The organism is Leptospira chreensis (assembly GCF_016919165.1).
In the GTDB taxonomy this organism is placed as follows: Bacteria; Spirochaetota; Leptospiria; order Leptospirales; family Leptospiraceae; genus Leptospira_A; species Leptospira_A chreensis.
Genome location: NZ_JAFFPS010000004.1, coordinates 1 through 25,257, shown reverse-complemented (window position 1 = coordinate 25,257; position 25,257 = coordinate 1). Strand labels below are relative to the sequence as shown.

The window sequence follows — 25,257 nt, the reverse complement described above, 5'->3', positions numbered from 1 at the left end:
ATTCTCCTATTGGTGGTGGTGGAGGCACTCATCTAAACGAGGATCCCCTACCGGAACTAAGCTGTGTTTTTCCAGCTTTTTGAAGATGAAGAAACCAAAAATCCCAACCACACCTACTGTTCCGCCAAAAGCGAGAACGAAGTGAAGGATGGAAAATTTTTCAAAGTTTGCAGGGAATACCAACCAGAAAAGTTCAAAGAACTGAACTGAAAGAATCCATACAGACAACTTCCAAAGGAAATCAATGTTTCTTTTGTTCGGACGATTGAGTAGGAGAAGGAAAGGAATCACAAACTTCACAAAAGGAAGTGCAAGAGTTGTGTAACCCCATCCGCCAGTCATACGCATTTCATAGAAAAAAGTTTCTTCCGGGATGTTTGCATACCAAATGAGCATGAATTGTGAGAAACCCACATAAGCCCAGAAAGTAGTCATACCCAAAAGAAATTTTGCAATGTCATGGTAATGGTTTTCGTTGACTGCTTCGCCGAGGTATCCGTTTTTCTTTAAAATTGCGATCACAATTAAGTAAGAAGCAAGCGAAGTTTGGAAAGCACCTGCAAACGCATACACACCAAACATAGTAGAAAACCAGTGTGGGGAAAGCGACATGAGAAGGTCAAACGACATGAAACACCAAGAAAGTGCAAAGAAAAGGATGAATCCACCGGAGATTTTCGCCAAAGTTTTAGTTGTATCCACAACTTTGTCTTTGTCTTGGCCTACAGACTTTCCATGAAAGATATAAGCGAAGATAGTCCAAACACCAATGAAGGCTACACAACGAATGATGAATGCAGTTGGGTTTAAGTAACCCGACTTGTGGTGGATGAGGTGATCGTTTTCACGAACGCTAGCATCAGCCCATTCATAAAGGTCATGCATACCAAAAACCACACCCACTAGCAGAAGTCCTGCGATAGGGGTGAAAAGTCCATAGGTTTCAAAAAGTCGTCTAACAGTGACAGACCAATGAGATCCAGTTAAGTGTTGGATTGCGGTAAAGAAAATTCCTGTGATGGCAAGACCAATCACAAAGTAAGTTCCAATGAGTAAAACATGGTAACCTAAGTTTGTGTGGTGGAAATGACCTGCTTCGTCCATATGACGAGATGTTTCATGACCGAAACCAAGGAAAGCGATGAGAAAACTCACCACTCCCACTCCGATCATGGCAATGAGGGCATTACGAAGGGTTGCCGGCAGTTTGAACTGCAGTAATTTTTCGTCTAGTTTAGCTGCTTTTGTCGCGCTCATAGTTTCCCCTAGTTCGCCTTTTTATTTTGAACTTCATGTTCTTGAAGTTTTCTTATGTAAGCAATGAGCTTCCATCTGTCTTCTGGTTCGATTTGGTAAGCATAACTTCCCATAAGACCGCGACCCATAGTGATGATATGATAAACTTGTCCGTCTGACCAACCTCTGATTTTATCAGAAACTACAGAAGGTGGAGATTGTTGGAACTTAGGTGCAGGACCTACAACAGTTCCGTTTCCAAGTCCTTGAACTCCATGACATGGAGTGCAATATGTTTGGTAACGTTTTTCACCAATCATCAAATCACCTAAGTTTGCTTTGGCGATAGGATTTTTAAGTCCTTTGTCAGCTCCGGGAAGTGTATCAGGAGTTGCTTCTGTTGCATAAGGATATGGAAAGTATCCTACTGGAATCGCACCTTTGGGAGGAATACGAGACGCAGAACCGTTTGTTGCAAAAGAATCATCTTCTTGCGACTCACGTGCAGGAGAATCATACATACTAGGAAAGTATTCATAAACGGGAGTTTTGTAATCGCAATTCACGAGAACAAGAAGTCCCGCAAGTGCTAAAACTCTAAAGATGTTTTGTTTCATTTTTGGTTCTCCGGTTTCACCACGGTTACTTCTGATCCACCAAGGCCTTTTACGAAAGAAAGAACTTCTGATTCGTTATAACCTTTTGCAGATTTAGGAATCCAAAGACCAAACCTGTGAGATGTCAAATCCGGGTGAAGGATACGACGGGTTGCTTTGGGAATGCCGCTTAAGAAACATAGTGCAGCTACAGTGTAAATCCCTGCAGAAAATACTGTTAATTCAAAGATGATTGGCACATAGGCAAACCATGCATTGAGAGATTTTCCAGAGATATTGAGAGGCCAGTCATGGGCATGAGTGAGATACTGAAACAGAATCCCGATCGTGCATCCAAAGATTCCGGCAACGAAAGTGATCCAAGGAAGTCCAGATCTTGGAGTTCCCATCGCTTCATCAATCCCGTGAACAGGATAAGGAAGGATACAATCAAATCCACTGTAATCCTTTTCTTTGGTTTTTTCAGCCGCATGTATGATTGCTTCGGGAGTCTCGAAAATTCCGAGAACTCCTTCATTCATTTCTTTATATTTGTGAAACTGTTCTAATTTTGGAAGATACATACTAGTGGTGTGCTCCTTCTTTCTGTGGCATCACTGTTTTTACTTCTGCAATCGCAATCACTGGCATAATTCGGCACCAGAGAAGGAAGAGAGTAAAGAAGATACCGAAAGTTCCGATTAACATCGCGTAGTCGAAAAGTGTCGGCGTATACATCGCCCAACTGGACGGTAAGAAGTCTCTGTTTAGAGTCATCATGATCACAAATCGTTCGAACCACATACCTACGTTAACCACAAGAGATGCAATAAACATCACTGGGATATTGTAACGAAGTTTGCGGAACCAGAACACTTGTGGAGACAATACGTTACAAGAAATCATGATAAAGTAAGCCCAACCGTAAGGACCAAAAGCTCTGTTCCAGAACGCAAACACTTCGTATTCGTTTCCTGAATACCAAGCGATAAAGAATTCTGTTCCGTAAGCAAGACCTACGATAAGACCAGTTACCATCATAATCTTGTTCATGTTGTCCAAGTGTTTCATGGTGATGTAGTTCTTAAGATTGAACACTTCACGAGCAATGACCATAAGCGTTACCACCATTGCAAATCCGGAGAAAATCGCACCGGCAACAAAGTATGGAGGGAAAATAGTCGTGTGCCAACCAGGAAGGATGGAAACCGCGAAGTCGAAGGATACAATGGTGTGAACCGAAAGAACGAGCGGTGTAGAAAGAGCCGCAAGGATCATGGAAACGATTTCTAAATGAGACCAAGATCTTGCCGATCCCACCCAACCAAAAGCAAGAACGTTATATAAGTTCTTTCTCCAAGTTTCTGTGGCACGGTCACGAAGTGTTGCAAGGTCAGGAATGAGTCCTAAATACCAGAACACCATAGAGATGGAAAGGTAAGTTGATACCGCAAACGTATCCCAAATCAGTGGGGAACGGAAGTTCACCCAAAGTGGACCTCTTTCGTTTGGATAAGGAAACAACCAGAATCCGAGCCAAGGACGACCTACGTGAAGGATGAGGTTCGATGCAGCAACAAGTACGGCAAAGATTGTCATCGCTTCCGCGGCACGGTTAATCCCTGTTCTCCAACCTTGACGGAAAAGGAATAGAACCGCAGAAATCAAAGTTCCTGCGTGACCGATACCAATCCAGAATACGAAGTTAACAACGAAAAATCCCCAACCTACCGGGTTATTGATCCCGAGTAAGTAAAGACCTTCATAAAACAAATAACCAATGATGGCTACGTCGATCAGGGTGATCGTAAGAACCAAAAGAAAAGTATTCCACCAAAGTTTGGTAGGAAAATCTTCGTTTGGTTTTGCGATATCAACGGTTACATCTTTAAGCGACTTCCCGCCTGTTACCAGGTCGGGGATGTCTAATTTATCTCGAACTGCTTGTGCTAATGACATTCCCTTTGTGTTCTCCCTGTTAAACTTCGTTTCGAACGCGAGTCAGATAGTTGACAGCAGGTCCGATGTTTAGGTATTCCAGAAGTTTGTAAGACCTAGGGTCTTTCAAGAGCTTCGCTACTTTAGATTCAGGATCGTTTACGTTACCGAACACAATGGAATTAGAAGAACATGTTTGTTCACATGCAGCCTTCACTTCTCCATCTCGAAGAGTTCTTCCCTCGTTTTTCGCTGCGATTTTTTTCTCAGCAACGCGAGAAGCACAGAAGTTACATTTTTCCATAACCCCACGAGAACGAACGGTTACATCGGGATTCAGACCAAGGTTTCTTGGAGGGCGTGCCTTAAATGTAGGTGTTGCCTCTCCGAGTAAGTTGTGTTCATTCCAATGTTCTAACCAGTTAAAACGACGCACTTTGTAAGGGCAGTTGTTTGAGCAGTAACGAGTTCCTACACAACGGTTGTAAACCATATCGTTGGTTCCTTCCGAACTGTGAACAGTCGCAGCTACTGGACAAACTGTCTCACAAGGAGCATTGTCGCAATGTTGGCACATGAGTGGTTGGTGTGCGATTTCGAGTGATTCTGGTTTTTCAGGATCACCGATATAGTAACGGTCGATACGAAGCCAATGCATCTCACGACCCATTCTTACTTCGTCACGCCCTACCATCGGCACGTTGTTTTCAATATTACATGCAACGACACAAGCACCACAACCAGAACAAGAAGTAAGATCCACTGCCATTCCCCATTTGTATCCTGGGTAGGCGAATTGGCTTCCTGGTTGGTCGGACGGAGCATTTGCTCCTTGCGCTCTTTGTAGTTTTCCATCGATTAAGATTTTTGGAATCTCAGGTTCAGGAATTCCTGCACTTGGATTCTTAGCATAATCTTGGAGTTTTGCGGAAATGATAAGAGGTCTTTCTTTCCACTCTACACCCATCATCACACCCGGGCTCATCATATGATGATCTTGTGTGGTAGCGAGTTTGTATTTCTTTCCTGTAGGAGAGAGAGTGATCGAAAGTCCAGAGTATACTGTAGATCCGTTTACTTCGGTTGCAAAAATGGATGCATTTTTACCCACTCCGTTTCCAATCTCACCCACGTTCGTTCTTCCGTAACCAAGAGCAATTCCCACTGCTTCTGGATGGAGACCTGGTTGGACGAGTGCCGGAAGTTCAAATGATTTTCCACCCACAGTGACTGTGACGACATCATTGAGTTTAATTCCCGACGAACGAGAGTATTGCGGGCTAATCGCAACATAATTGTCCCAAGTTACTTTTGATACTGGATCTGGAAGTTCTTGGAGTTGGGAATTGTTGGCTCTTTCGCCAGAACCGATAGCGGTGCTTTCGTAAAGCGAAACAGTTAAACCTGATTTAGAAGGAGAAAGAGGAGCGATGGTTCCACGGAAGGAACGTCCACCTTTGTCAGCTTTTGGATTTCCAGAAACTAACACACCTTTTCTAAGTAGGTCTTCCCAGTTTGTTTTTTTCGAGTATTTTGTTTTGAGGTAATCGTATAACGAACTCGCACCAAGGAGAGATCCACCAGCCCAAGTGATGAGCATATCTTCGAAAGCTTTCGATTGGAAGATCGGTCGGATGGTTGGTTGTTGTACGGAAACAATTCCTGCTACCGATTCGTTATCTCCCCAAGACTCAAGGAAGTGAGACACTGGAGCAAGCCAATTGGAAGCAAGCGCTGTTTCATCCACTCGGTCTGACACTTGTACTACTTGAGCTGCTTCATGAAGGAGTTTTTTCCACTCATCTCCGTTTGGCGCTTGGTAGACAGGGTTCACACCAAAAAGAATGACCACACCGGCCTTTCTTTCTTTAAGGTCTTTTGCTAGAGATTTTAAATTAGCAGCGTAGTTAGAAAGTCCTTCTTTCAAAGGATTTCCTGCGTCGACCGTTTTTCCATCGTTACCAAGTATGCTGTTAAGCATATTGACTGCGATTTGAAGGTCGACTGCGTCTGCTGTCAGAGCATTCGATCCACCAGCCACTACAAGGGATTCACCTTTTGCAGAAGCAAGGGCTTTGGCAGTGCGTAAAACTACTTCTTTAGAAATTCCAAGCTCAGATGCTGCGGTTTCTACATTGATTCCGGAAACACCAGTCGCTCCACTCACTCCCAAATCAGAAAGAGCCTTTGCAATCACAAGGGCAAACTTTCTTTGGTCACCTGGTTTTAGTGGCACTCTTTGGTCAGCGTTGGAACCCGTCATTGACGGATGAGTTTCTGCCGCAATGAAAGCGTTGAAGGATTTTACATTCTTATCAGTCAAGTCCCTTCTTTTAGAGAAATCATTGTGGTAGTTTGTGTGATTTAAAAAGTCACTGTCGATGGAAAGGATGACTTTTGCTTTGTCGAAATGGTAGTTAGGAAGTACTGCCTTTCCGTAAGATTTCTCTTGAGCAATTGTGATCGCATCATCAGAAGAAGCAAAAGCCACTTCGATATGTTTTCCACCACCTACAGAACGTAAGAACTCAGAAATGAATTCTGCCGTTGCAGGAGATGTAAGAGGTTTTGTGACAACAATGGTTTTTCCTTTGTTGGCGTTTAGTTTCTCTTTTACATCTTTATCTAAAACGAACCAGTCGCTAGATTTTGCTGCACCGTTTACAACTTGTTGTGGTTCTTTCGCACGGTCTGCATCATATAGATCAAAAATAGAAGCTTGGCCAGAAGCACAAAGAGCACCTTCCGAAATTGGATGGTTTGGATTTCCTTCGAGTTTCAAAGGTCGTCCGTCTTTTGCTTTTACGAGAACACCGCAACCAACAGAACATCCACCGCATACTGATGCATAGTGGTAAGAGTGTCCATGTTTTACGAAGTCATACTGTTCTACTTCGTTGTTGTCTGGGTTCTTAATGGTGAGGTTCACATAAGGAACAATTTTTTCCGCAGGTTTTTGGATACAACCAACAGTTGTCATAACAACCGAGGCGCCCATAAACTTAAGGAAAGTTTTGCGATCGAAATCACCCTTTTTGATTTTTGCAATCAGGGGATCCGGAGATTTATAGAATTCTTGCTTTTGCAATTCACGTTCGCGAGAAGTTCCGCGAAGTTCGTAAGACTGCCAAAGCGATTTTTTTTCTTTTTGGAAACTATCGTCTTTCATCATAAATTATTACTTGTCTCCCGATTATCTGTGGCACGTAGAACAATCGTTAGGAGCATTGTTCTCTCTATGGCAATCGACACAAAATCCCATATTGAGGGACTTGGACTGTCTAACCTTTACCATCTCTGCCATGTTACCGTGGCATGTGGAACAATCGACACCGCGTTGTACGTGTCTTGAATGGTTGAAGTATACGAAGTCTGGTTGGTCATGGACCTTCACCCAGGATACTGGAGTGTTGCTATCGTATTGTGCTTTAAGCCACTTAACATGTTCTTGGTTTCCCGCTACGTTACCTGCTCCATGGCAGTTCATACAAGTGGAACTTGGGGGAACTGTGGCATGGGCCGAATTTTCAACTCCAGTATGGCAATACTTACAGTCGATTTTGTTGTCGCCGGCATGTATCTTGTGGTTGAAGGGGATGGGCTGGTCGGGTGAATAGCCCACATAACGGCTAGGTGAAAAAATCAAATATGCAAGCGCTGCGATTGCAACGATAGGCACAGAGATCTTGAGTATTTTTATATTCATTCGCAGATTTCCTGAATCCGTTTACACTGTCTTCTGACAAGGAAAGGTAAAATCAGAAAAAAAGCAAGTATGTAAGGGTTTTGGTTGCGAAAAAACATGAAAAGAGACATAATTCAAAATTTTTAATGAACTTTCCTTATTGAAACCGAGTCTCAATAACTTGCGATATCACCACCAAACAATTGTTATTTTTATTCTAAAATATTAAAATAAGTTCGCATAGGCCTAAGATTTGCATAGGCCATACTTGTGCGACCCGCATCCCCTTCTGGATTAACTTTGTGAAATACGAAATCGTTTGGTGATCGAACGCAAAGTATCGGCCGCATGAGATAGATTTTTGGAAGAAGATGCCACAAGATCCGAACCAGAAGCGATGTGCATGGTTTCATTATTGATTCCGAGTACCGATTCAGAGATCTGTTGGATGGCCCTTTTCTGCTCCTCAATGGCCCCACGGATGGATTCCGATTCACGCCCTACCTCAGTGGAACGCTCATCTACTTCCTGATTGTAACTCAATTGAGACTTCGTAGCTTCCGACAAACGTTTCATTACACTTTCTACTTCGGCAATGTCTCGGATGATGAGATTGAGGAGTTCTACGGAAGAACGAATTCCTTTGGCTCCCTCCTCCAATTCCTTACTGTTCTTACCAATCATATCCTCAATGGCTTGGATGGAATGAGCGGTTTTGTCAGAGAGTTTGGATATCTCTTCGGCAACGATGGCAAACCCGCGTCCTGCCTCGCCTGCCCGTGCCGCTTCAATGGCGGCGTTGAGTGCAAGTAAACTAGTTTGGTCGGAGATTTCATCAATGATCCCAATCACTTCTTTCATTTCAGAAGAAGATTCTAAAATCACATTGATGACTTCTTTCATTTGGTTTAAGGATTCACCACCAAGTTTGGCTTGTTTGGTAATGTTTTCTGTATTGGCAAGGGCTGCCTTTGTATCCTTTTCGATTTGGATCGCACCTTTTGAAAGTTCCATAATCTTTTGGTTAAACGCGAGGATATTATCATGTTGTTTGGCTGTGGACACGGCTGTGGTTTCCATACTGGCCACCACCTCTTCTGTAGTGGCTGAGATCTCTTCTGCCGATGCAGCTGTACCTTGCGCCATATCAGAAAAACTAGCCGAAGACTCACGTAGGCCTTCGGAAGAAGAAGCGATCTCCTCTGCTACCTTTTGGATTTCACCAAGAGAACTGCGAATGCTAGTGATAAAACCATTCAGGGCCAAATTCATCCTTCCAATTTCATCATTGTTTGTCAGAGTTAATGATTCGGTTAAATCTCCCGCAGCCATCTTATCTAAAACCAATACAGATGTTTCCAAAGGTAAGAGTCGTTTTTTTAGAAATCGGAAGATCCCCCAAACCACAAGGGCTGTGATGATAAACACAACGATAAGAGCCGTAATTGCCACTTGAATGAATCCTGAAGTCATATCCGATTTAGGAAGTACAACTCCAATGATGGTATTCCATTCTTCTAATCGTTTGATGAGAAGCGCATTCTCCTGGCCATTTTCTGTATATTCGAAGTAAGCCCCATCTTTGGCTTCGAGGATAGGCCGCCCTTCTGGAATTTTACTTAAATCCACTTTCAGAATTTTTGATTTGTCGGGACCGGCGAAGACAACTCCTTTCGTAGTGATGGCGGTTACATAACCGTTAGCACCCACGTGAATTCCCTCTCCCATTCGTTTGGAAACTTGTTCTAGGTTCAAAGCAATCCATAAAATTCCCACAAGGCGCCCTTTCTCTTCTATCGGAAAAGAAACCAAACTCACCGGCAAACCAGTGATAGGTGATTCTTGGACAGATCCAATTAAAAACTTTTTTTGAAGTGCGACAACCACATGATCACCGGTTTTGTCTTCTTCCAATTGGTAACCGATAGAACGAGGGATTCCTGCAGCAAAGATCTTGGCATTTTTGATCGGTTCTGATAAAAATATATTTTCGTATTCTCCATTCGCATCATGCATGATCCCAACAAGAAGGTTCGTTGCGAATTCGGATTTCCCCGATTGGAAGGACTCGACAATCTCTCTTTGTTTGGAAAGAAGACTTGCGATCCTTAGTTGCGATTTATAGTAATTGGAAAGTTCGGCCGTGGCGCTTTTGCCAGCGTTCTCCATTTCCCCTCGGTAGACTTTGAAAAGAAGGCCCCAATTTAGATATAAAATCAGAGCAGATACAACTACAGATAAAACAAAAATGGAGACGAAGGTATAGAGACCGAGGATGTATTTTAAACTTTTCATAGCCCACCGTATGTGACGGGTATTAAATAGTAATTTTAGAAATTGAAAAGGATTTCTTAGAAAAATATTTCCGAAAATGGGCGGGAAAGAGAAATGCTGGTCTGGTTTCTCAGGTTGGTCTAGTGCGATAAAGGGCAAAATCGGAGTGACCGACTCGGTTCCTTTCTTTGCCCGAGGGCAAAAAAAAAGGCCCTGATTCTGACATCGAAGGGCCCTAAAAACCAGACTTACACAATTTAGCCTAGTTATACTTTCGAATTTTTAGAAGATTTCCCCTGAATTTTTTTTAGCCAAATCAAAGAAATTTTCTTTGTGACGAGGTTTCTTGTCTCTTTTTTCAAAAAACCAACGGTGGGAGTGGCCACTTTAAAGGATTCCCGCTCGAGAACGGGTTCTATGCTGTATCCAGGCCCTACAAGCTCTTGCAATTGGGTTAGTTTTTCGGAAGGCAGGATGAGAAGCCTTTCCGGTTTTTCTGACCAAAGTCTGTCTAATTTTTCCTTATCATACACATTTCGGAAATTTCGTTCTGCGTAGAAACCGTAGGAACGTTTGGAATTGGACAACCAAAAAGTATACACTACCGGTTCGTTTGGTTCGAGTTCTTTGATTTTTGCACCAAATTCTTTGGATGGTTGGTAACTTGTGAGTAAAGGATAGAATTCTAAACTGATCGCACTAAAAAACAAAGTGGCTCCCACAAGAGTGACAAGCACTTCGAGGGGAATGATCTGGGCCGATAACATGATAAATAGAATTCCAATCACACCAAATACATAATAAAGAATTCCTACATCAGCCACAAAACTAGGGATGAGAAAGTATCCGACCAGATACACAAGTCCTGCGATGAGAAAAGAGGGGCGAAGGCGTTCTACACTCGAACGAAACAAACTCTCTTCCGCAATTTTTCCAAAATACAAGGCAGCCGCAGGTAAGATCCAATAAGTATACTGAGGGAGCGGATAACGAGAGAAAGAGATTAAAAATAAAAAGAGAAATACCCAAAACGGAATCACAAAGTCGATTTCTTTGTATTCATTCGCTCGAATTTTACGAAGGATTTCTTTCCAACCTAATGACTTGATATAGTTGTAAGTGCGGAAGGCGATGTAGATGACCATCGGCACCACTCCACTAAAGAAAGCCCATGAAAAGGATTTATAAAAGTAGAATGGATCAAACTTTATATCATACATCTCTTTGTAAAAACGACCAAAGGATTGGATCCACAAAAAGAAAACGGGGCCATACGAATTAAAGTTTTGGTATAGAAAATAACACCAAAAGGCAGGAAGGGAGGCGAGTACGAAAATTCCTGTGGGAATTCGCATCGACAAAAGTAACTTCCAATCTCTACGAAATAAAATATCTCCACCAATCGATATTGCTGGAATGAAAACAGAAATTGGTCCTTTGGTAATAAAACCCATGGACATCATAAGATACATTAAGTAGAAGTAGTTTGGACTTTTCTTTCTTCCCAAATAATAAAAATGATAAGTAAAAACTAAATATGCGGTTAGATACACATCGATTTTAGGATCGACTACCATCGCATAGAACCCTGGGGCCAGAAGATAGGCGAAGGAAGCAAGGTATCCTTGTCTTTCTTTTCCGCCAGTTAAGATGGTGATTCGGTATATAGAAAAAACAGAAAGTAAGGTAACAAGAATCGCCGGAATTCGAAAAGCAATATTACTGATTCCAAATAAGGTAAAAGAAGTAGCAACCGTCCAAAAAGTTAGGATGGGTTTGTCTAAGTAACGTCTTCCATTATCAATCAGTGTAAAAAAATCATTCGATAATGCTAATTCACGACCAATACCGGCATATTGTGCACTATCAATATCAATCACATCCAAAGGAAGAGTGAATAAAATAGGAAGTGATGCGAGAAGTAATAGAATTCGATAAAAAATTCTTTCGGAAGGATTCAGTGTTTCTTTCATTCTAAAGTACCAATTTGGATGAGGCATTGTCCAAATCCTTTGCAGGAATTGGGTTCTTGGTCATAACATTGGAGGATATCACTATTGTGAGTGGTACATCCATCCATACATTGGATCCGGCCCGTACGTTTGACATCAGGTGCCAAAGTGAGTTTTAATTCTTCCTCAGTGCAGGTGACAAATACTTCGCAAGCCGCTTGGCATTTTTTTTCCACTATATCTTGGCAGTTCAAAAAAAAGAGAGCTAACGCAAGAGTTAAGATCCATTTACCGTGTTTCACTTCGAATTCCTTTGAGTGCTAACATTCCACAAGCACCATTGATGTCCCGACCAGGACTTCTACGGTTGAGAATGGGAGCTGTAGTTTTTGCTTTGAGATGCATCACAAAATCTTTCACTTCATCGTCTGTCGGTCTACGCCATCCGGTAAAATCTGTATTGAGTGGGATCACATTGATTTTGCATTTGTTTACAGAACGCGAAATTTTTGCGAGTCGTTCGGCATTATCGCGACCCATATTCACATCGGGAATCATTACATATTCGAAAGTAATGGCCCGGTCTAGTTCCTTTGTGAATCTTTTAGCAGATTCCACCAGTTTATCTAACGGATGTTTGTCGTTTACATCCATAATCGAGGAACGTGAATTGGGATTGGGATGGTTGAGTGATATCGCAAAATTGAATGGTTCTTTGTTTTCGATAAAACGATTGATTCCCGTAGTGACACCAGCAGTGGAGATGGTGATCCGAAGTGCCCCAAGTCCGAAACCTTCTTGGTCACGAAGGATATGAGCTGCCTTCATCACGGAAAAATAATTGTGCATGGGTTCGCCCATTCCCATAAAAACGATATTGGTGGCACGGTCTCCCACAAGGCGTTCCACTTGTAAAATTTGGTCGAGGATTTGCCAAGTATGGAGATTTCCCTTATATTCCAAAAGTCCAGTGGCACAGAATTTACAATTGAGAGTACATCCAATTTGGGAAGAGATGCAAATGGTTTTTCGCCCACCATCTCCCGAAGGAATCCAGACGGCTTCGATCTCTTTGTTTTCGCCTACATAAAAAGTGAATTTCCGCGTTCCGTCTTCTTTGGACGCTAAATCCCGTCCTAGCTCGATTTCGGGAAAGGAAGTATGTTGTTTTAGTTTTTCGCGAGCTTCTTTGGAAAGGGTCGTGAACTGGTCTAAGTTCGTATAACGACTCTTATAGATCCCTGTATAAATTTGCGCCGCTCGGTATTTTTCCAGACCTAAGGAAACACATAACTCTTCTAGTTCTTTTTTGGTTTTCCCTTTGAGAACCGGTATTTCCTCTTTCATTTGTTTGGACGATCCACCTTTAGCCAATCTTTTCGGTGCCCCTTCCCGGGACAAGGATTTCCGGCGATTCATTCATTCATACCCTAGAATCTTCAACGGAACAAGTCTAAAATGGAGATCCGGGAGGATCTTTTTGGTGAAATTAGTGTTTCCAAATGGACATTGACTTACATCCAACGATTCAAAAGCCTAGTATCTAGTGAGGAAAATTTACGCATGAATAGCGACGCCTTTATGGAATATGCCTTTATCGTCATGGTCGCACTGATAGGTATCGAAATCTTTGTATCCTACATCAAGGGAAAACAATACTACAGATTGAACGTTCTCATCGCTGATGTGAGTACGGGTGTCATTTTTGCATTGATTGGAGTGGTGATCTTACTCGGGGCTTTGTATGTCTATGACCAAATCGAAAAGAACTTTTCACTTTCTGCTCTTGGATACAATTTCTTTCCCTTGGAAAGTCCCTTCCGTTTTTCACCGAGTTTTTCTGTGAACTGGCAGGCACTGGGTGCTTGGACTTTTTCTATTGTATTAGCTGATTTTATCTATTACTGGTTTCATAGACATTGTCATGAAATCAATTTGTTTTGGGCCACTCATGTCACCCACCACTCCACACAAGAAATGAATTTGTCTGTTGCCTTTCGTGGAAATGGATTACAAAGAATATTCGAATATATTTATTTTCTATCGATGGCACTCCTTGGGATTCCAGGGGCAATGTTTTTACTAAGCCACCGAATTCTGAAAGTATACCAATTCGTGGTCCACACTCGTTTCATCGGGAAGTTAGGATTTTTAGAAGAGTTTATGGTGACTCCCTCCAACCACAGAGTCCATCATGGAATCCAACCCAAGTACATTGACCGTAACCATGGAGGGATCTTTATCATTTGGGATCGTATGTTTGGATCCTTTGAATGGGAAGCAGAAGAACCGATCTACGGTTTAACAAAACCGGTCAACTCCTTCAATCCCATCACTGTGAACCTTCATGTCTTCAAAGATATGTTCTTACAAATACTAAACTGTAAGTCGTTTGGCGATGTTTTTAAAACCATCTTTGGACCACCAGGTTGGAAACCAACGTATCTCATCACAAGTGCTGATGCCACTCCCGACCCAGACAAAGTGGTTCGGTATGATCCCAAACCTCCCATCGGTGTGATGATTTACGTGGCACTACAAGCAGCGGTTCTTATGGGAGTGGGTCTTGTGATTTGGAAAGTAGCTAAAATCAACCTAGAACAAGATATGACGACCCTTGGAATTTTATCGATTGTGATTGTCTTTAGTTTGTTCTCCATTGATCGAACTATGGAGATGAAACGATGGTCGAGAAGAACTGAAGTGGTACGAAACGTTCTCTTTATAGTGGCATTCGTATCGGCATTAGTTTATTCCAATATTCCCAATATTGAAATCTTTGCCATCCCACTCATTGGCCTCTCGTTTGTATCCTTAGTTTGGATCATCCTCAAACGAAAGACCTTCTTTGATTTAAGTAATATTTCTAATACTTGGTATTAGATTTAATCTCTTTTAGAACGGACTCCGAAGGGAACAAATGGTTCGACTTCAGGAGTTCGTCTCCCAAATTTAAAAATGCCTTTGTTTTATCCCCATGTTTTTTACATAAATTGATATCCTGATAACAGAGTCCAATATCAACAAACGGTGGTTTGATAGTTTTGGTTTCCCCTTGTCCTCCAGATACCGATTGATAATACAAAAAATCATCCTCAATCCATCCAAATATATTCCCATAAGCAAAATAAGCCGATTGACCTTTTATTTTCCTTAAGTCCCGACCCATAACACTAAAGTAAACTTCCCTTTCCATAAATCCGAGAATGGTTGGGATTAAATCCAATTGAGAGGTAAAATCTTCCCGTAGTTCCGCTTTGATTTTTCCTGGTGCATAGATCAGAAGAGGAACATTCCGATCTTCATAATAATTCAAAAAGCGGTGGTGGCTATGGTCAGAGACAAAAAAGAATATGGTATCCTTAAAGTAAGGAGCTTTTTTTGCTTTTTCCATATATTCGTTCAGAGCAAAGTCCGCGTAATGAAGAACGTTGAGGTATTCGCTGTCTTGGGTGTCTTTTCCAAACAAACGATACTTTTCATCGGGGACTTTATACGGATAGTGTGTGGTGCCCGTATGAATGACGGAAACGACAGGTTTTTCTGGTTTCACGAGAAGGAGTTTCCTATGCATCTCATCGAGTGAGGCTTCATCCAAATAACTCCAAGGACCCGTTTTGTATTCAGGAACTTTTTCTAACTCATTTTTACCGACTAGGGTATCAAATCCCCAGTGGTACATGATACTTCCTTTATTATTAAAACTGAGATCCGTTCCTGTGACAAAAAGAGTTTCATACCCAATGGTTTTTGCGATATTTCCCAGTCCTGAAAAACGATTGAGAATTTGTGGTGTGCGAACAGCCGTTAGTCCAGGTCTATCCGGAATTCCACCCATAAGGGCCATTAGGCCATTCGTGGTTCGTCCCCCACTCGCAAAAAAATTCTTAAAGAACATCCCTTGTCTTATGAGTTGGTTGAAGTATGGAGTGACTACCTTTCCTTCGACTTTTCCCGTTCCAATGATATCAATGAACTTCCCAGTCCAACCTTCCAAAACAATGACTACGATATGAGGTAGAGGTTTGTTTGTATTCAGAGTGGTTTTACGGAGTAATGGGTATTCCTCACTCACAAAGCTCGTACCTGGATAGGCCACTTCCTTTTGGACAATGGCACTGGCATCTGCAAGTTTCATGTAGTGGCGGTCATCCACTTTCGTCATCTTTAAGTCGGTGATCACGGTAAAACCTGGATTTAAAACCAAATCATTGGTAATGGTTTCTTTGGTGATGATGGCATCACTGGTCCTTAGGGGACTTGTTTGGATTCCTCCACGGATTCCAAGGACAAGGAGAGCGAGAACCACAAGAAATTGTAAGATGACCCATTTGTAATGCAAATGGATATGTGTGTAAGGGAACTTAGATTGGATTTTATAAATTCCAAAACAAATTCCCAAAATCACAACTAACCCTAGTAAAAACAAAAATGGATTTTGGGAAAAAGCAGATCCCACAAGGGGCAACATCTCAAAACCCAGGTAAGCAAAAGCCTCATACCCTAAATGTTTGTTTCCATTCTCATAATAAATTAAATCGGCGATGAGAAGGAATAACAACAAAATGATAAATACCACAGGCAAAGTTCGCCACACCGCTCTATAAATACGATTTCGGTTGAGAAAGTGCAAACTGGAATAAACCAAACTAACACCAAGTAACACACATAACACGGATACATCAAACCTAGCACCTTTGATAAAAGCCTTCAGGATGATCCAAATTGATTTGTCATTCATCCGGTAGGAATACATGGCAAAAAAAGCAACGCGGTAGATGGTTAGAAATACAATTCCAAGTCCTGCAAGAAGTAAGTGAAACCGAATGTAAAACGGCAAATGCGAAAATAGTTTTTTCATAGATAGGGATTAAAGTGCGTCCATAGGATATTTATATTTTAGATTTCTACTAAGGTTATGGTTTTACCATTTTGTAAATGGTTCCCGTTTGGTAGTCAGCCACAAAGATTTCCCCATCATTGTCCCGTCCAAATGTGGGAATGAGTAAGTTCCATTTTCCAAGTGCAACGGTTTCTGTAACCTTTGTGTTGTCCCCAGGTTTGGGAACAGGGATCGCCCAAATTTTTCCTTGGATAAAATCTCCAAACACATACAATCCTTTCAAATCAGGAATGGCTGAACCTGTATATACATAACCACCAGTGATGGATTGCCCTTCCTCTCTACCATATTCATAAAAAGGTGGTTCGAAGAGCGCCGTATTACAACCGTCAGTAAAACAATGAAATCCTTCTACTTGGTTCCATCCATAGTTTTTTCCAGAAAGGATGATATCCACTTCTTCGTAGGCATCTTGGCCCACATCTGCAACAAGCAAACGTCCGTCAGGTGAAAAACTCATCCGCCAAGGGTTACGAATCCCATAAGCAAAAGTTTCTGGTGCATAACCCGCTTTTCCAACAAAGGGATTGTCTGTTGGTATGGAATATGGTTTTTTAGATTTGGTGTCTGGACTCACACTGATTCTTAAAATGGATCCAAGTAAGGTGTTTGGATTTTGGCCGTTGTTTTTCGGATCAGCTCTCCAACCACCGTCCCCAAGTCCAATGTATAAATGTCCATCCAGACCAAAAGCAATCTGTCCCCCATTGTGGTTGGGATAAGGTTGTTCTACTTGCAATAACACTCGTTCGTTTGTTAGCTTCATTTCCTCATAGTTTGTAGGATTTTCTACAACCCATTCAGAAACAATGGTCACATCTTTGTTGTTTATCGCTTTTACATAATTTGTATATAGTTTTGGCTGTTTGGGAAATTGCGGATGGAAAGCAAGACCGAGAAGCCCTTCTTCACTATCGGTGAGAACTGTGAACGTAGCAAGAACACGACTTGTCTTTTTTTCTCGATGGAAAAGAATCATATTCCCTGATTTCTCAAGTGCAAATAAAAAGGGACTGTCTCCAGGAGGAAACTGGATGTCCGTTGGCTCTTTAACCTTCACCACTTCTTGTAAAGAGATGGCTACCTGTTTGCGGCTAGAATCGGCTCCCATAAAAAGAGGTTTAGAACCCAGGACTTGGCCATCGGTTTCATACTTTTTATTGTAATTCTTCATAACACTGCGGATCAAATCATCACAAGAAAGTGTCATCGAAAGAAAGGAAAATAAGACAAAGATTTGGATTTTCATAAACTTGGTTCCCCACATAAGATAATTGGCTTGGATTTGTCTCCGCAATCAAAAAACTTTGACGACATCTATGAAACTCTTTCGAATTCTCTGTATCCCGACCTTTCTTTACTTTGCTTATTTGCAGTTGAATGACCCAGACCCCTACCTTTGGTTCCCGATTTATGCGGTTGTGGCAGCCATTGCCTTGGCCAGTTTGTTTCGCAAAGTTCCCCGGTTTGTCGGATGGATTCTCATTCCTATTTATTTGGTTTTAGCAGTGTATTATTTCACCCAAGCCCCATACTTCGGGATGGAAGTGGAAGAAGTGCGAGAATATTTGGGGTTAGTGATTGCCAGTGCGGCTCTCGGAGTTCTAATCTTTAAAAAGTAAAAACTTCCGTAGGTAGAGAATTTTCTCCGATTCAAGTGATTCGGAGAAAACAATGAAATGCCGAGAGAATGAATTTGCCGAAGTTTATGTTTCGGCAATCACCTTCCCATCTTCCAAAATCATTTTGATGAGTTTTGTCATCTCTACAGAGTATTCCACATCCAAATGTTTGGTCACACCTTCACAAAATCCATTGATGATGAGTAACTTCGCATCGTCTTCCGACATCCCGCGGGATTGGAGATAAAACAACTGGTCATCATCAATTTTAGAAACTGTGGCTTCGTAGTTTAGAGTTCCCTCTTCCCCCGATACATCGTTATAAGGATAGGCATGAGACTGAGAACGGTTGTCCATCATCAGTCCATCACATTTGATATGACTGTAAGAACCTTTACTCGAAGGATCAAATTTTACAAGCCCACGATAGGAATTAATTCCTCCGTCAAGGGCCACCCCTTTGGCAAGGATATTGGATCTTGTATTTTTTCCGACATGGATGATCCGAGCCCCCGTATCCTGCACTTGCCCACTGCCGGCAAAAGCTAAGGAAAGTACATCCCCAGTCGAATGATCTCCTTTTAAGATGATCCCTGGGTATTTGATGGTATTAGCACCAATATTACAATCGGTCCAAGTGATATGAGCGGCTTCTTCGCATATCCCCCGTTTCACGGTCCAATTATACATATTCTTTTTCCAATTTTGGATGGTCGTATAAAAGATCTTAGAATTCTTTTTGGCAACAAGTTCGACAACCGCTGTGTGGAAATTCGTACCCTTATCCTGAACAGAAGTACAACCTTCACTGTATTCTAAATGTGCACCCTCGTCTGCAATGAGGAGTGTGCGTTCATATTGTCCGGAACTGGCCGCAGTCACTTTAAAATATGCCTGAAGTGGCATAGGAGTTTTGACTCCCTTAGGAATATAAGCAAAAGACCCCCCGCTAAATACAGCGGAGTTGAGTGCGGAGAATTTATTATCTCCAATGGTAATGACAGTTCCCAAATACTCCCGAACAAGTTCCGGATACTCTTTGATCGCAGTATCAATGTCGCAGAAAATAATTCCAAGGTCAGTGAGTTCTTTTTTCACATTGGCGTAAATGGTTTCGGAATCGTTCATGGTTTCGATTCCTGCTAGGTATTTCCTTTCGTGTTCAGGAATTCCTAATTTTTCAAAACTACGTAGGATTTCTGGATCCACTTCGTCCCAAGATTTTTTCTTCTTTTGGTTGGAACCTACGTAATGTACATAGTCATCGATATTGATATGAAATTGCGGAATGAACCCCCAAGTAGGCATCGGTTTTTGTTCATAGACCTCAAAGGCCTTCAAACGAAATTCCGCAAGCCAACTTGGTTCGTTTTTGATATGAGAGATGGATTCTACAACTTTACGAGTGAGTCCCTTCGGAAAATTATCAGGTTTGTAAAATTCTAAAGAAACCTTGTCTAAACCGGCTGTAGATTCCATATTATCTCCCTTCTCTATCTTAGAGAATCTAATTAATTGACAGAAGCGAAGTAAGCTTTGGATCCAGTAGGATCTGCTTTCATTGTTTTCTTCCCTTCGTCCCAATTCGCAGGACATACTTCACCGTGTTTTTCCACAAATTGGAAAGCTTTGATGAGGCGAACTGCTTCTTCAATGTTACGTCCTACTGGAAGGTCGTTAACAGTTGCTTGGCGAATGATACCAGCAGGATCAATGATGAAAGTTCCACGTAGTGCAACTCCAGCATCAGGACCAGACTCAATCAAAACTCCAAAAGCTTTTGCGATCTCTTTTGTTTTGTCAGCGATGAGTGGGTATTTGATCTCTCCAATACCACCTTCTTTTCTGGCTGTTTTTTTCCAAGCTAAGTGCGAAAATTCGCTATCAACGGAAACACCCAAAACCTCGGCTCCGATCTTTTTAAAATCTTCGAGTTTCGCATCGTATTCAATAATTTCTGTCGGACAAACAAATGTAAAATCGAGCGGATAGAAAAACAGAACCACCCATTTTCCTTTGTAATCGGACAATTTGATTTCTTTGAAACTGTCCCCGATCACAGCGGTTGCTTTAAAATCAGGGGCATGTGATGTCACTTGTGGCATAGAGTCACTCCTTAGAATTATTCTAAGTACAAACCTTAGATTCTGTCTAGATGTTTTTGGGCCAGCGACAGGTTTTCCAAAGACCATTCTTCCTTTGTTATGGATTCGACAAAACGTCTATCATGACTCACCACCACTAAGGCTGTGCTAAGCGACCTGAGAGAGCTTTCCAGTGCTTCCAAAGATTTTATATCCAAATGGTTGGTAGGTTCGTCTAAGAGAAGGACTTCTGGATTAGTTTCTAGATGGAGAGATAAAAATATTTTTTTGATTTCTCCCGGACTAAACCGTTCTGATTCGAAAACACGTTTTGGATCACTCCCAAGCCTATGCACTCCTGATAGAACTTTCGCCTTCGCATCTGCCGATAGGTTTTGAAATTCCCATTGTAAATTTTGGATCTCATCATAGGAAAACTCTTGGGGCAAATACAGATAAGGAATTTGTTTTTCTTCGAATTGGTTTGTCAAAAACTTAAGGAGTGTGGACTTACCGGCACCGTTCCTTCCTGTGATCGAGATTTTCGACTCAGGTTTGATTTGCAAATGGACATCCAATTGCAATTTCATAAAACCAAAATCCAAACTCTCCTCCTCCCACAAAAACAAATGTTTTCTTTTGGAGTTTTGCGTTTTCCAAACAATTCCTAAATTTTCTTTTTCAGGAAGTCCAAGAAAGATTTCCTTTTCCTTTCTTTCCGAATGTTCGAATCTTTTATCTAACTGTTGTTTGAGCCGACCCGCTTGCCCATCTTTTCCCGTCACCCTGGCTAAGTTCTTTTTCTGACGACCATCATGATCATGGAGATCCAAACCTTTTTTGGATCTGTGTTTGTGAGATAAACTCGCCTCTTCTCTTCTACGGCTTAGTTCTGCTTCTAGTTTTTTTCTCTCTTGGCGTGCTACATCCCAATTGCGGATCCTCTCCTCTGCTTCTCTTTCCATTTCCCTTTTGCCTTCGGAATAATTTCCAGACCGTTCTGTACAAAAGTTTTTTTCCAAAAATACGCAATGGGTGGTTAGATCATCTAACAAAGACCTATCGTGGCTAATCAAAACTCCAATCCCTTGGTAATGGGAAAGAGTTGTGGCAATGATCTGGATACTTTCCAAATCCAAATGGTTTGTGGGTTCATCCAAAATCAAAACTTCTGGTCGTTTGGAAAGTGCCATAGCAAGAAGGATCCTTCGTTTCTCTCCAAAACTTAAATAATCATAATCTTCGGGCGTTTCGATTTGGATTTTAAAAAAACTCTTATAACGGCCTGACTCTTTCGAATCATCGTAAATAAAATCTTCCAAACTTTCCCTAGTGACGAATGTATCTTGGGAAACATATCTGACAGATCCATTTCCTTGGATGTTTCCACTATGGGCTTGCAGTTCCCCGGCAATGAGTTTTGCCAAAGTAGATTTTCCACTTCCGTTTTTGCCTACAATTCCTGTCCAACCGGGGCCAAAATGAAGGTTTAAGTCTTGGAATAAAAACTCGGATTGGGATTCGTAAAGAAAGTTTAAGTTATGAATGGTGATATGTTGGGACATGCGACAAGCTCCTGTTGTTTCCAAATGGGAAATAAGTAAGCAAGTCTTGTCCTAAAGGATTAGGAGAAGAATGGATTTAGTATTTTTGTTTTTGCTTACCTATTTTTTAGTTCGCAATCTCATCGGATTACACCTCTCTTATGAATGTTAGACTGTAAAAATGGGAAAAGTTGTCAAGATTTAGTTTCCTTTGGCCATAAGGAATTTTTCCATAAACTCGGTGATGTCCCGAATGTTTCGGTTGATCATCTTACGAAGTTCCGGAGGGATATTTTGCGATTTGATCACTCGGTAATAGTTCAAAGCATTTTTTAACATCTTACGACGAGCAAACTCTTGAGCCTTCATAAGCATTGGTTTGTATTTATAATACGAATATTCCATAATCGAATAGTTCTTCGACAAACGGAACGCATGCGGAATCTTTCCAAAGTCATACGTGAGTGTTAAAAAGGGAGCGTCGTCTGCTTCGGGGGGTTTGAGTTCCAAAACCCCGTGGATGATTTTTTCTGGTTCATCTTCTGTGGCTTTCTCAGCCATCTCATCCAGAGGAATGGGAGATTCTTCATCAGCAATCTCTCCTAAATTTCCATCTACAATTTCAATCTCTGGTGCTTCTGCATCTTCGAGAGCGGGTCCTTGCCCCGGTACCTCTCCTGGTAAACCAGCATCTTCTCTCAGTTTTCTTTCCCGGAAAACTTCGTCCGCATCAGGAAGTCCGATCTTTAAGTCTTCACTAGTTAACGGCCGATTGGTGAGCTCTACTTGGATCGGCAAATCCGTTTCAATGATGGTCTCTGATTTTTGTTTGTTTGGATCCTGAGCTTCTGGGAGATCCGTCTTAGGAGAGATCAATTTCTCCGTCTGCGGATCAATCGGATCAGGGAGCTCTAATTCATTACGAAGGGCATCCGAGGTTGTCTCTAGCCAATCGGGTTCTTCCTTGGATGGTTTTTCAGAAGGATGGAGAAGAGGATCTTTATTATCCCTTCGTATGTCATCCGCATCCGGCAAACCAATGGGTTCTAAGTCCCAAGCCTCAGGGAGTTTCAATCCAGGTTGGTCAGGGAAATACGGTTTTAGTAAATCATTGAGAGAAGCTTCTTCTCCCTTAGCTTCTAGTTCCTTTGCTTTCTTTTCTATTTTTTTGAGAGCTTGGTTTTTTAAGAAATCTTCCCGTTCCTGAAAACGATCTTTCTTTCTTCTGTCCTCACCCGAACGCCTATCTTTTCTTCCAGCTAGGTTCGTTCGTCTGTCGGTATTTTTTCTCCGTTCGTCTCCACTCCGTCTGTCTACTAGAGGAAGGTCTTTGAACTGTTTCCAATCATTGGAGAAAAATGTATCGTCAGGAAGGTCAAGCTCGGATACATCCTTTTTAGAAATTTGGTCAGCAAGCGTCTGTAAGTCGAGAGGTTGTTTCGGAGATCCCGGACTACTTGCAACACCAGGCATTTCGGGAGGAACATAGAAGGGACCAACGATCCCGGATCCCGGAGGAGCCATAGGAGCCCCAGGCATTCCACCAGCAAGCCCACCCGTCGTCAAACCTTGGTTTAACGATTGTAAGAGCTGATCTTGGTTTTGGACGGCCTTAGGATCAAATCCAGGGGATTGTGGAGAAGATTGTAAAAACTGATACACAATCGGATGCACCAACTGATTTCCCCCGGCCACAGTTTGGTTGACCTGCGGACTAGAAAGTGGTGCCTGCGGAATTTGTTTTTCCCCTGGTTTCTCCAAAGAACTCGGAGGAAGGGGTGGCGGTGGCAATTGTCCTTGCTGCTCTGGGAATTGTGGTGGGGGTCCTTGCGGGAAATTAGGTGGAGGATTACTCTGCGCAAATTGGATGGCACGAGCAATCGACTCTGCAAATAGTTCGGATACTTCTTTTAAGGCACCAACCAGATCACTTAAGTCTTTGTCAGGTTTCGGGCCCACTCCCGGTTTCGGATCTTTTTTCTTAGGTTTCTCTTTGGCTAATGGATCCGATTTGGATTTGTCTTCTTTCCCACCTTCCCCTTCTTTCGGAGCAGGAGGATTGTCTACTAAATACTCTTCTAGATCCTGAATGTTCTTCTTTATCTTTTCTTTGATTTCTGGATCAGGAATTCGATGTCCTGTCCTCTCAAAGATCTCAATGGCTTCTTCTACTTGTTCGGCTTCGACAAGGGCCTCAGCGTTGAGGAGGGGCCTTCTATGAAAGGAATACTTCGAGTTCTTGGAGATGATATCATCTGCGGAAAAACTAATGTCCGGAGATTCACGCCTCGGCCGGTCCCCAGACGAAGGTGCATCCGGTCCTGCTTCTCCAAAATCACCTAACGGAAGATCGCTGAGACTTTTGGGTGATTTCTGGTTGTTACGCGACTTTCGTCCTGACTTCGGTTCCTTACCACCACCAACTCCTGGTTCGTCGGGATCATCTCCGTCCAAATCCAAATCAGACAATCTTTCCGAGAGAGGTTTTGGTTTGGATTTTGGTTCCTTGGGATCTGTTTGGAAATTCAATTCCTGCCCACGCCCACCACGCGCTGGTCTTTCTTGTTTGGATGATGATGATGGGGACCGAGGCTCCTCGATTTGCGTGGACTCTCTTTGTTTTTGTCTCCGTTTTTGACGTGGACTTAGGTCTTCACTAGGTCTTCCTCCCCCCTCGCTACGAGCGATATCATTGAGGTCGGCACCTGTGCCTGAAAGACCGAGTAACATCATGAGGGTGGTTATCATAAAAGGGTTCTACTCTTTATTTTCGAGGTTTCATCACCAGTAACTTAAGGCATAATCAAAGAATATTCGATTTCCTAGCATTTTACGGGGGTTTTTGAGCCAAAATGACCGCAAGTTCTTTTTCTGCTTGACACAAGAGAAATTCTTGCGTTCCATGGTGGCATGAAATCCGTTGCGAAAAAAAATCTCAGCTTTGCCTCCTCACCGGACAATGCAGACGGGTTGCAGTTAAAAATCACATTCGACGAAGACACGAAAACTGCCTTTGGTGATTACACCTGCCCCGAAAAATACCAGGGTTTACCGGATCAAATCCACCCAGGAATTATCTCCACCATCCTAGATGAAATCATGGTCAAGATCAATGAAGCGATGAATTTTGAAACCACTACAGGTGAATTAACCATTCGTTTCTTACAGCCTGCGAAAGTGAATGAACCATTACACTTACGCGGATGGTTTGTGAAAAAGAACAAAAAAATTATCGAAAACCGTGCTGAAATAGAAAATGAGATCGGCAAAATAGTGGCCCGCGGAAAAGGTAAATATATCGAAGCTGAAGACTGATTTATGCCGGTGTGGTGGAATTGGTAGACGCAGTGGATTCAAAATCCACCGATGGTAACATCATGCCGGTTCGATTCCGGCCATCGGTACCAACAGTAATTTAGTTCG

At 42.1% G+C, this 25,257-nt stretch carries 19 protein-coding genes and 1 tRNA gene; 4 read left to right on the top strand and 16 right to left on the bottom strand.

Annotation, left to right across the window (positions count from 1 at the left end; all coding sequences use genetic code 11):
- Window positions 1-6: 6 nt before the first annotated feature.
- The 10 genes from JWG41_RS00455 to rlmN form a co-directional block, all read right to left on the bottom strand.
- Complete coding sequence (locus JWG41_RS00455) at window positions 7-1,257, bottom strand: hypothetical protein (RefSeq protein ID WP_205268001.1); 1,251 nt, start codon at window positions 1,255-1,257, stop codon at window positions 7-9.
- A gap of 8 nt (window positions 1,258-1,265) precedes the next feature.
- The gene (locus tag JWG41_RS00450; RefSeq protein WP_205268000.1) at window positions 1,266-1,853 is read right to left on the bottom strand and encodes a c-type cytochrome; all 588 of its coding nucleotides are present in this window, start codon (window positions 1,851-1,853) and stop codon (window positions 1,266-1,268) included.
- Window positions 1,850-2,416 (bottom strand): DUF3341 domain-containing protein, encoded by a 567-nt coding sequence (locus tag JWG41_RS00445; protein WP_205267999.1) that lies wholly within the window; start codon window positions 2,414-2,416, stop codon window positions 1,850-1,852. Before JWG41_RS00445 ends, JWG41_RS00450 begins: the two co-directional genes overlap by 4 nt.
- 1 nt (window position 2,417) lies before the next feature.
- Window positions 2,418-3,791, bottom strand: a complete 1,374-nt coding sequence (gene nrfD, locus JWG41_RS00440; RefSeq protein ID WP_002981581.1) for an NrfD/PsrC family molybdoenzyme membrane anchor subunit — start codon at window positions 3,789-3,791, stop codon at window positions 2,418-2,420.
- Window positions 3,792-3,810: 19 nt separating this feature from the next.
- Window positions 3,811-6,939, bottom strand: coding sequence for a TAT-variant-translocated molybdopterin oxidoreductase (locus tag JWG41_RS00435; RefSeq protein ID WP_205268075.1), 3,129 nt, complete (start codon window positions 6,937-6,939; stop codon window positions 3,811-3,813).
- 24 nt (window positions 6,940-6,963) lie between these two features.
- On the bottom strand, window positions 6,964-7,476 hold the full coding sequence (locus JWG41_RS00430; protein WP_100726560.1) for a cytochrome c3 family protein: 513 nt from the start codon (window positions 7,474-7,476) through the stop codon (window positions 6,964-6,966).
- Between the two features lie 273 nt (window positions 7,477-7,749).
- Window positions 7,750-9,750 carry a methyl-accepting chemotaxis protein gene (locus JWG41_RS00425; protein ID WP_205267998.1) on the bottom strand — a complete coding sequence of 667 codons (2,001 nt, stop codon included), beginning with the start codon at window positions 9,748-9,750 and terminating at the stop codon, window positions 7,750-7,752.
- Window positions 9,751-9,995: 245 nt separating this feature from the next.
- Window positions 9,996-11,702, bottom strand: a complete 1,707-nt coding sequence (locus JWG41_RS00420; RefSeq protein WP_205267997.1) for an ArnT family glycosyltransferase — start codon at window positions 11,700-11,702, stop codon at window positions 9,996-9,998.
- On the bottom strand, window positions 11,699-11,983 hold the full coding sequence (locus tag JWG41_RS00415; RefSeq protein ID WP_205267996.1) for a Cys-rich protein: 285 nt from the start codon (window positions 11,981-11,983) through the stop codon (window positions 11,699-11,701). Before JWG41_RS00415 ends, JWG41_RS00420 begins: the two co-directional genes overlap by 4 nt.
- Window positions 11,970-13,028 (bottom strand): 23S rRNA (adenine(2503)-C(2))-methyltransferase RlmN, encoded by a 1,059-nt coding sequence (gene rlmN, locus JWG41_RS00410; protein ID WP_205268074.1) that lies wholly within the window; start codon window positions 13,026-13,028, stop codon window positions 11,970-11,972. The genes JWG41_RS00415 and rlmN overlap by 14 nt, the downstream gene beginning before the upstream one ends.
- Window positions 13,029-13,139: 111 nt before the next feature.
- Between rlmN and JWG41_RS00405 the strand changes: the two genes are divergently transcribed.
- Entirely contained in the window at window positions 13,140-14,564 is a 1,425-nt protein-coding gene (locus JWG41_RS00405; RefSeq protein ID WP_232373591.1) for a sterol desaturase family protein, read from the top strand.
- Here the strand turns inward: JWG41_RS00405 and JWG41_RS00400 are convergent.
- Together JWG41_RS00400 and JWG41_RS00395 are read right to left on the bottom strand one after the other, a co-directional pair.
- Window positions 14,548-16,542 carry an LTA synthase family protein gene (locus JWG41_RS00400; protein ID WP_205267995.1) on the bottom strand — a complete coding sequence of 665 codons (1,995 nt, stop codon included), beginning with the start codon at window positions 16,540-16,542 and terminating at the stop codon, window positions 14,548-14,550. The two genes, JWG41_RS00405 and JWG41_RS00400, sit on opposite strands and share 17 nt — an antisense overlap.
- 55 nt (window positions 16,543-16,597) lie before the next feature.
- On the bottom strand, window positions 16,598-17,833 hold the full coding sequence (locus JWG41_RS00395) for a PQQ-dependent sugar dehydrogenase (RefSeq protein WP_205267994.1): 1,236 nt from the start codon (window positions 17,831-17,833) through the stop codon (window positions 16,598-16,600).
- A 70-nt stretch (window positions 17,834-17,903) separates the two neighbouring features.
- Between JWG41_RS00395 and JWG41_RS00390 the strand changes: the two genes are divergently transcribed.
- Window positions 17,904-18,206: a transmembrane 220 family protein gene (locus JWG41_RS00390; RefSeq protein ID WP_205267993.1), complete on the top strand. Its 303-nt coding sequence runs from the start codon at window positions 17,904-17,906 to the stop codon at window positions 18,204-18,206.
- 84 nt (window positions 18,207-18,290) lie between these two features.
- Here the strand turns inward: JWG41_RS00390 and sufB are convergent, their stop codons facing one another.
- From sufB to JWG41_RS00370, 4 genes are all read right to left on the bottom strand, one after another.
- Complete coding sequence (sufB, locus tag JWG41_RS00385) at window positions 18,291-19,685, bottom strand: Fe-S cluster assembly protein SufB (RefSeq protein WP_205267992.1); 1,395 nt, start codon at window positions 19,683-19,685, stop codon at window positions 18,291-18,293.
- Window positions 19,686-19,717: 32 nt separating this feature from the next.
- A complete protein-coding gene (locus tag JWG41_RS00380) occupies window positions 19,718-20,311 on the bottom strand; it encodes a peroxiredoxin (RefSeq protein ID WP_100742580.1) in 594 nt (197 codons plus the stop codon).
- A gap of 35 nt (window positions 20,312-20,346) precedes the next feature.
- Window positions 20,347-21,855, bottom strand: coding sequence for an ATP-binding cassette domain-containing protein (locus JWG41_RS00375; RefSeq protein ID WP_205267991.1), 1,509 nt, complete (start codon window positions 21,853-21,855; stop codon window positions 20,347-20,349).
- A 180-nt stretch (window positions 21,856-22,035) separates the two neighbouring features.
- The gene (locus tag JWG41_RS00370) at window positions 22,036-24,582 is read right to left on the bottom strand and encodes a hypothetical protein (RefSeq protein WP_205267990.1); all 2,547 of its coding nucleotides are present in this window, start codon (window positions 24,580-24,582) and stop codon (window positions 22,036-22,038) included.
- A 162-nt stretch (window positions 24,583-24,744) separates the two neighbouring features.
- Here JWG41_RS00370 and JWG41_RS00365 point away from each other — a divergent pair, with 162 nt between their 5' ends.
- The gene (locus JWG41_RS00365) at window positions 24,745-25,149 is read left to right on the top strand and encodes a PaaI family thioesterase (RefSeq protein ID WP_002973585.1); all 405 of its coding nucleotides are present in this window, start codon (window positions 24,745-24,747) and stop codon (window positions 25,147-25,149) included.
- A 5-nt stretch (window positions 25,150-25,154) separates the two neighbouring features.
- Window positions 25,155-25,241: transfer RNA gene (locus JWG41_RS00360), tRNA-Leu, on the top strand.
- Window positions 25,242-25,257 lie beyond the last annotated feature (16 nt).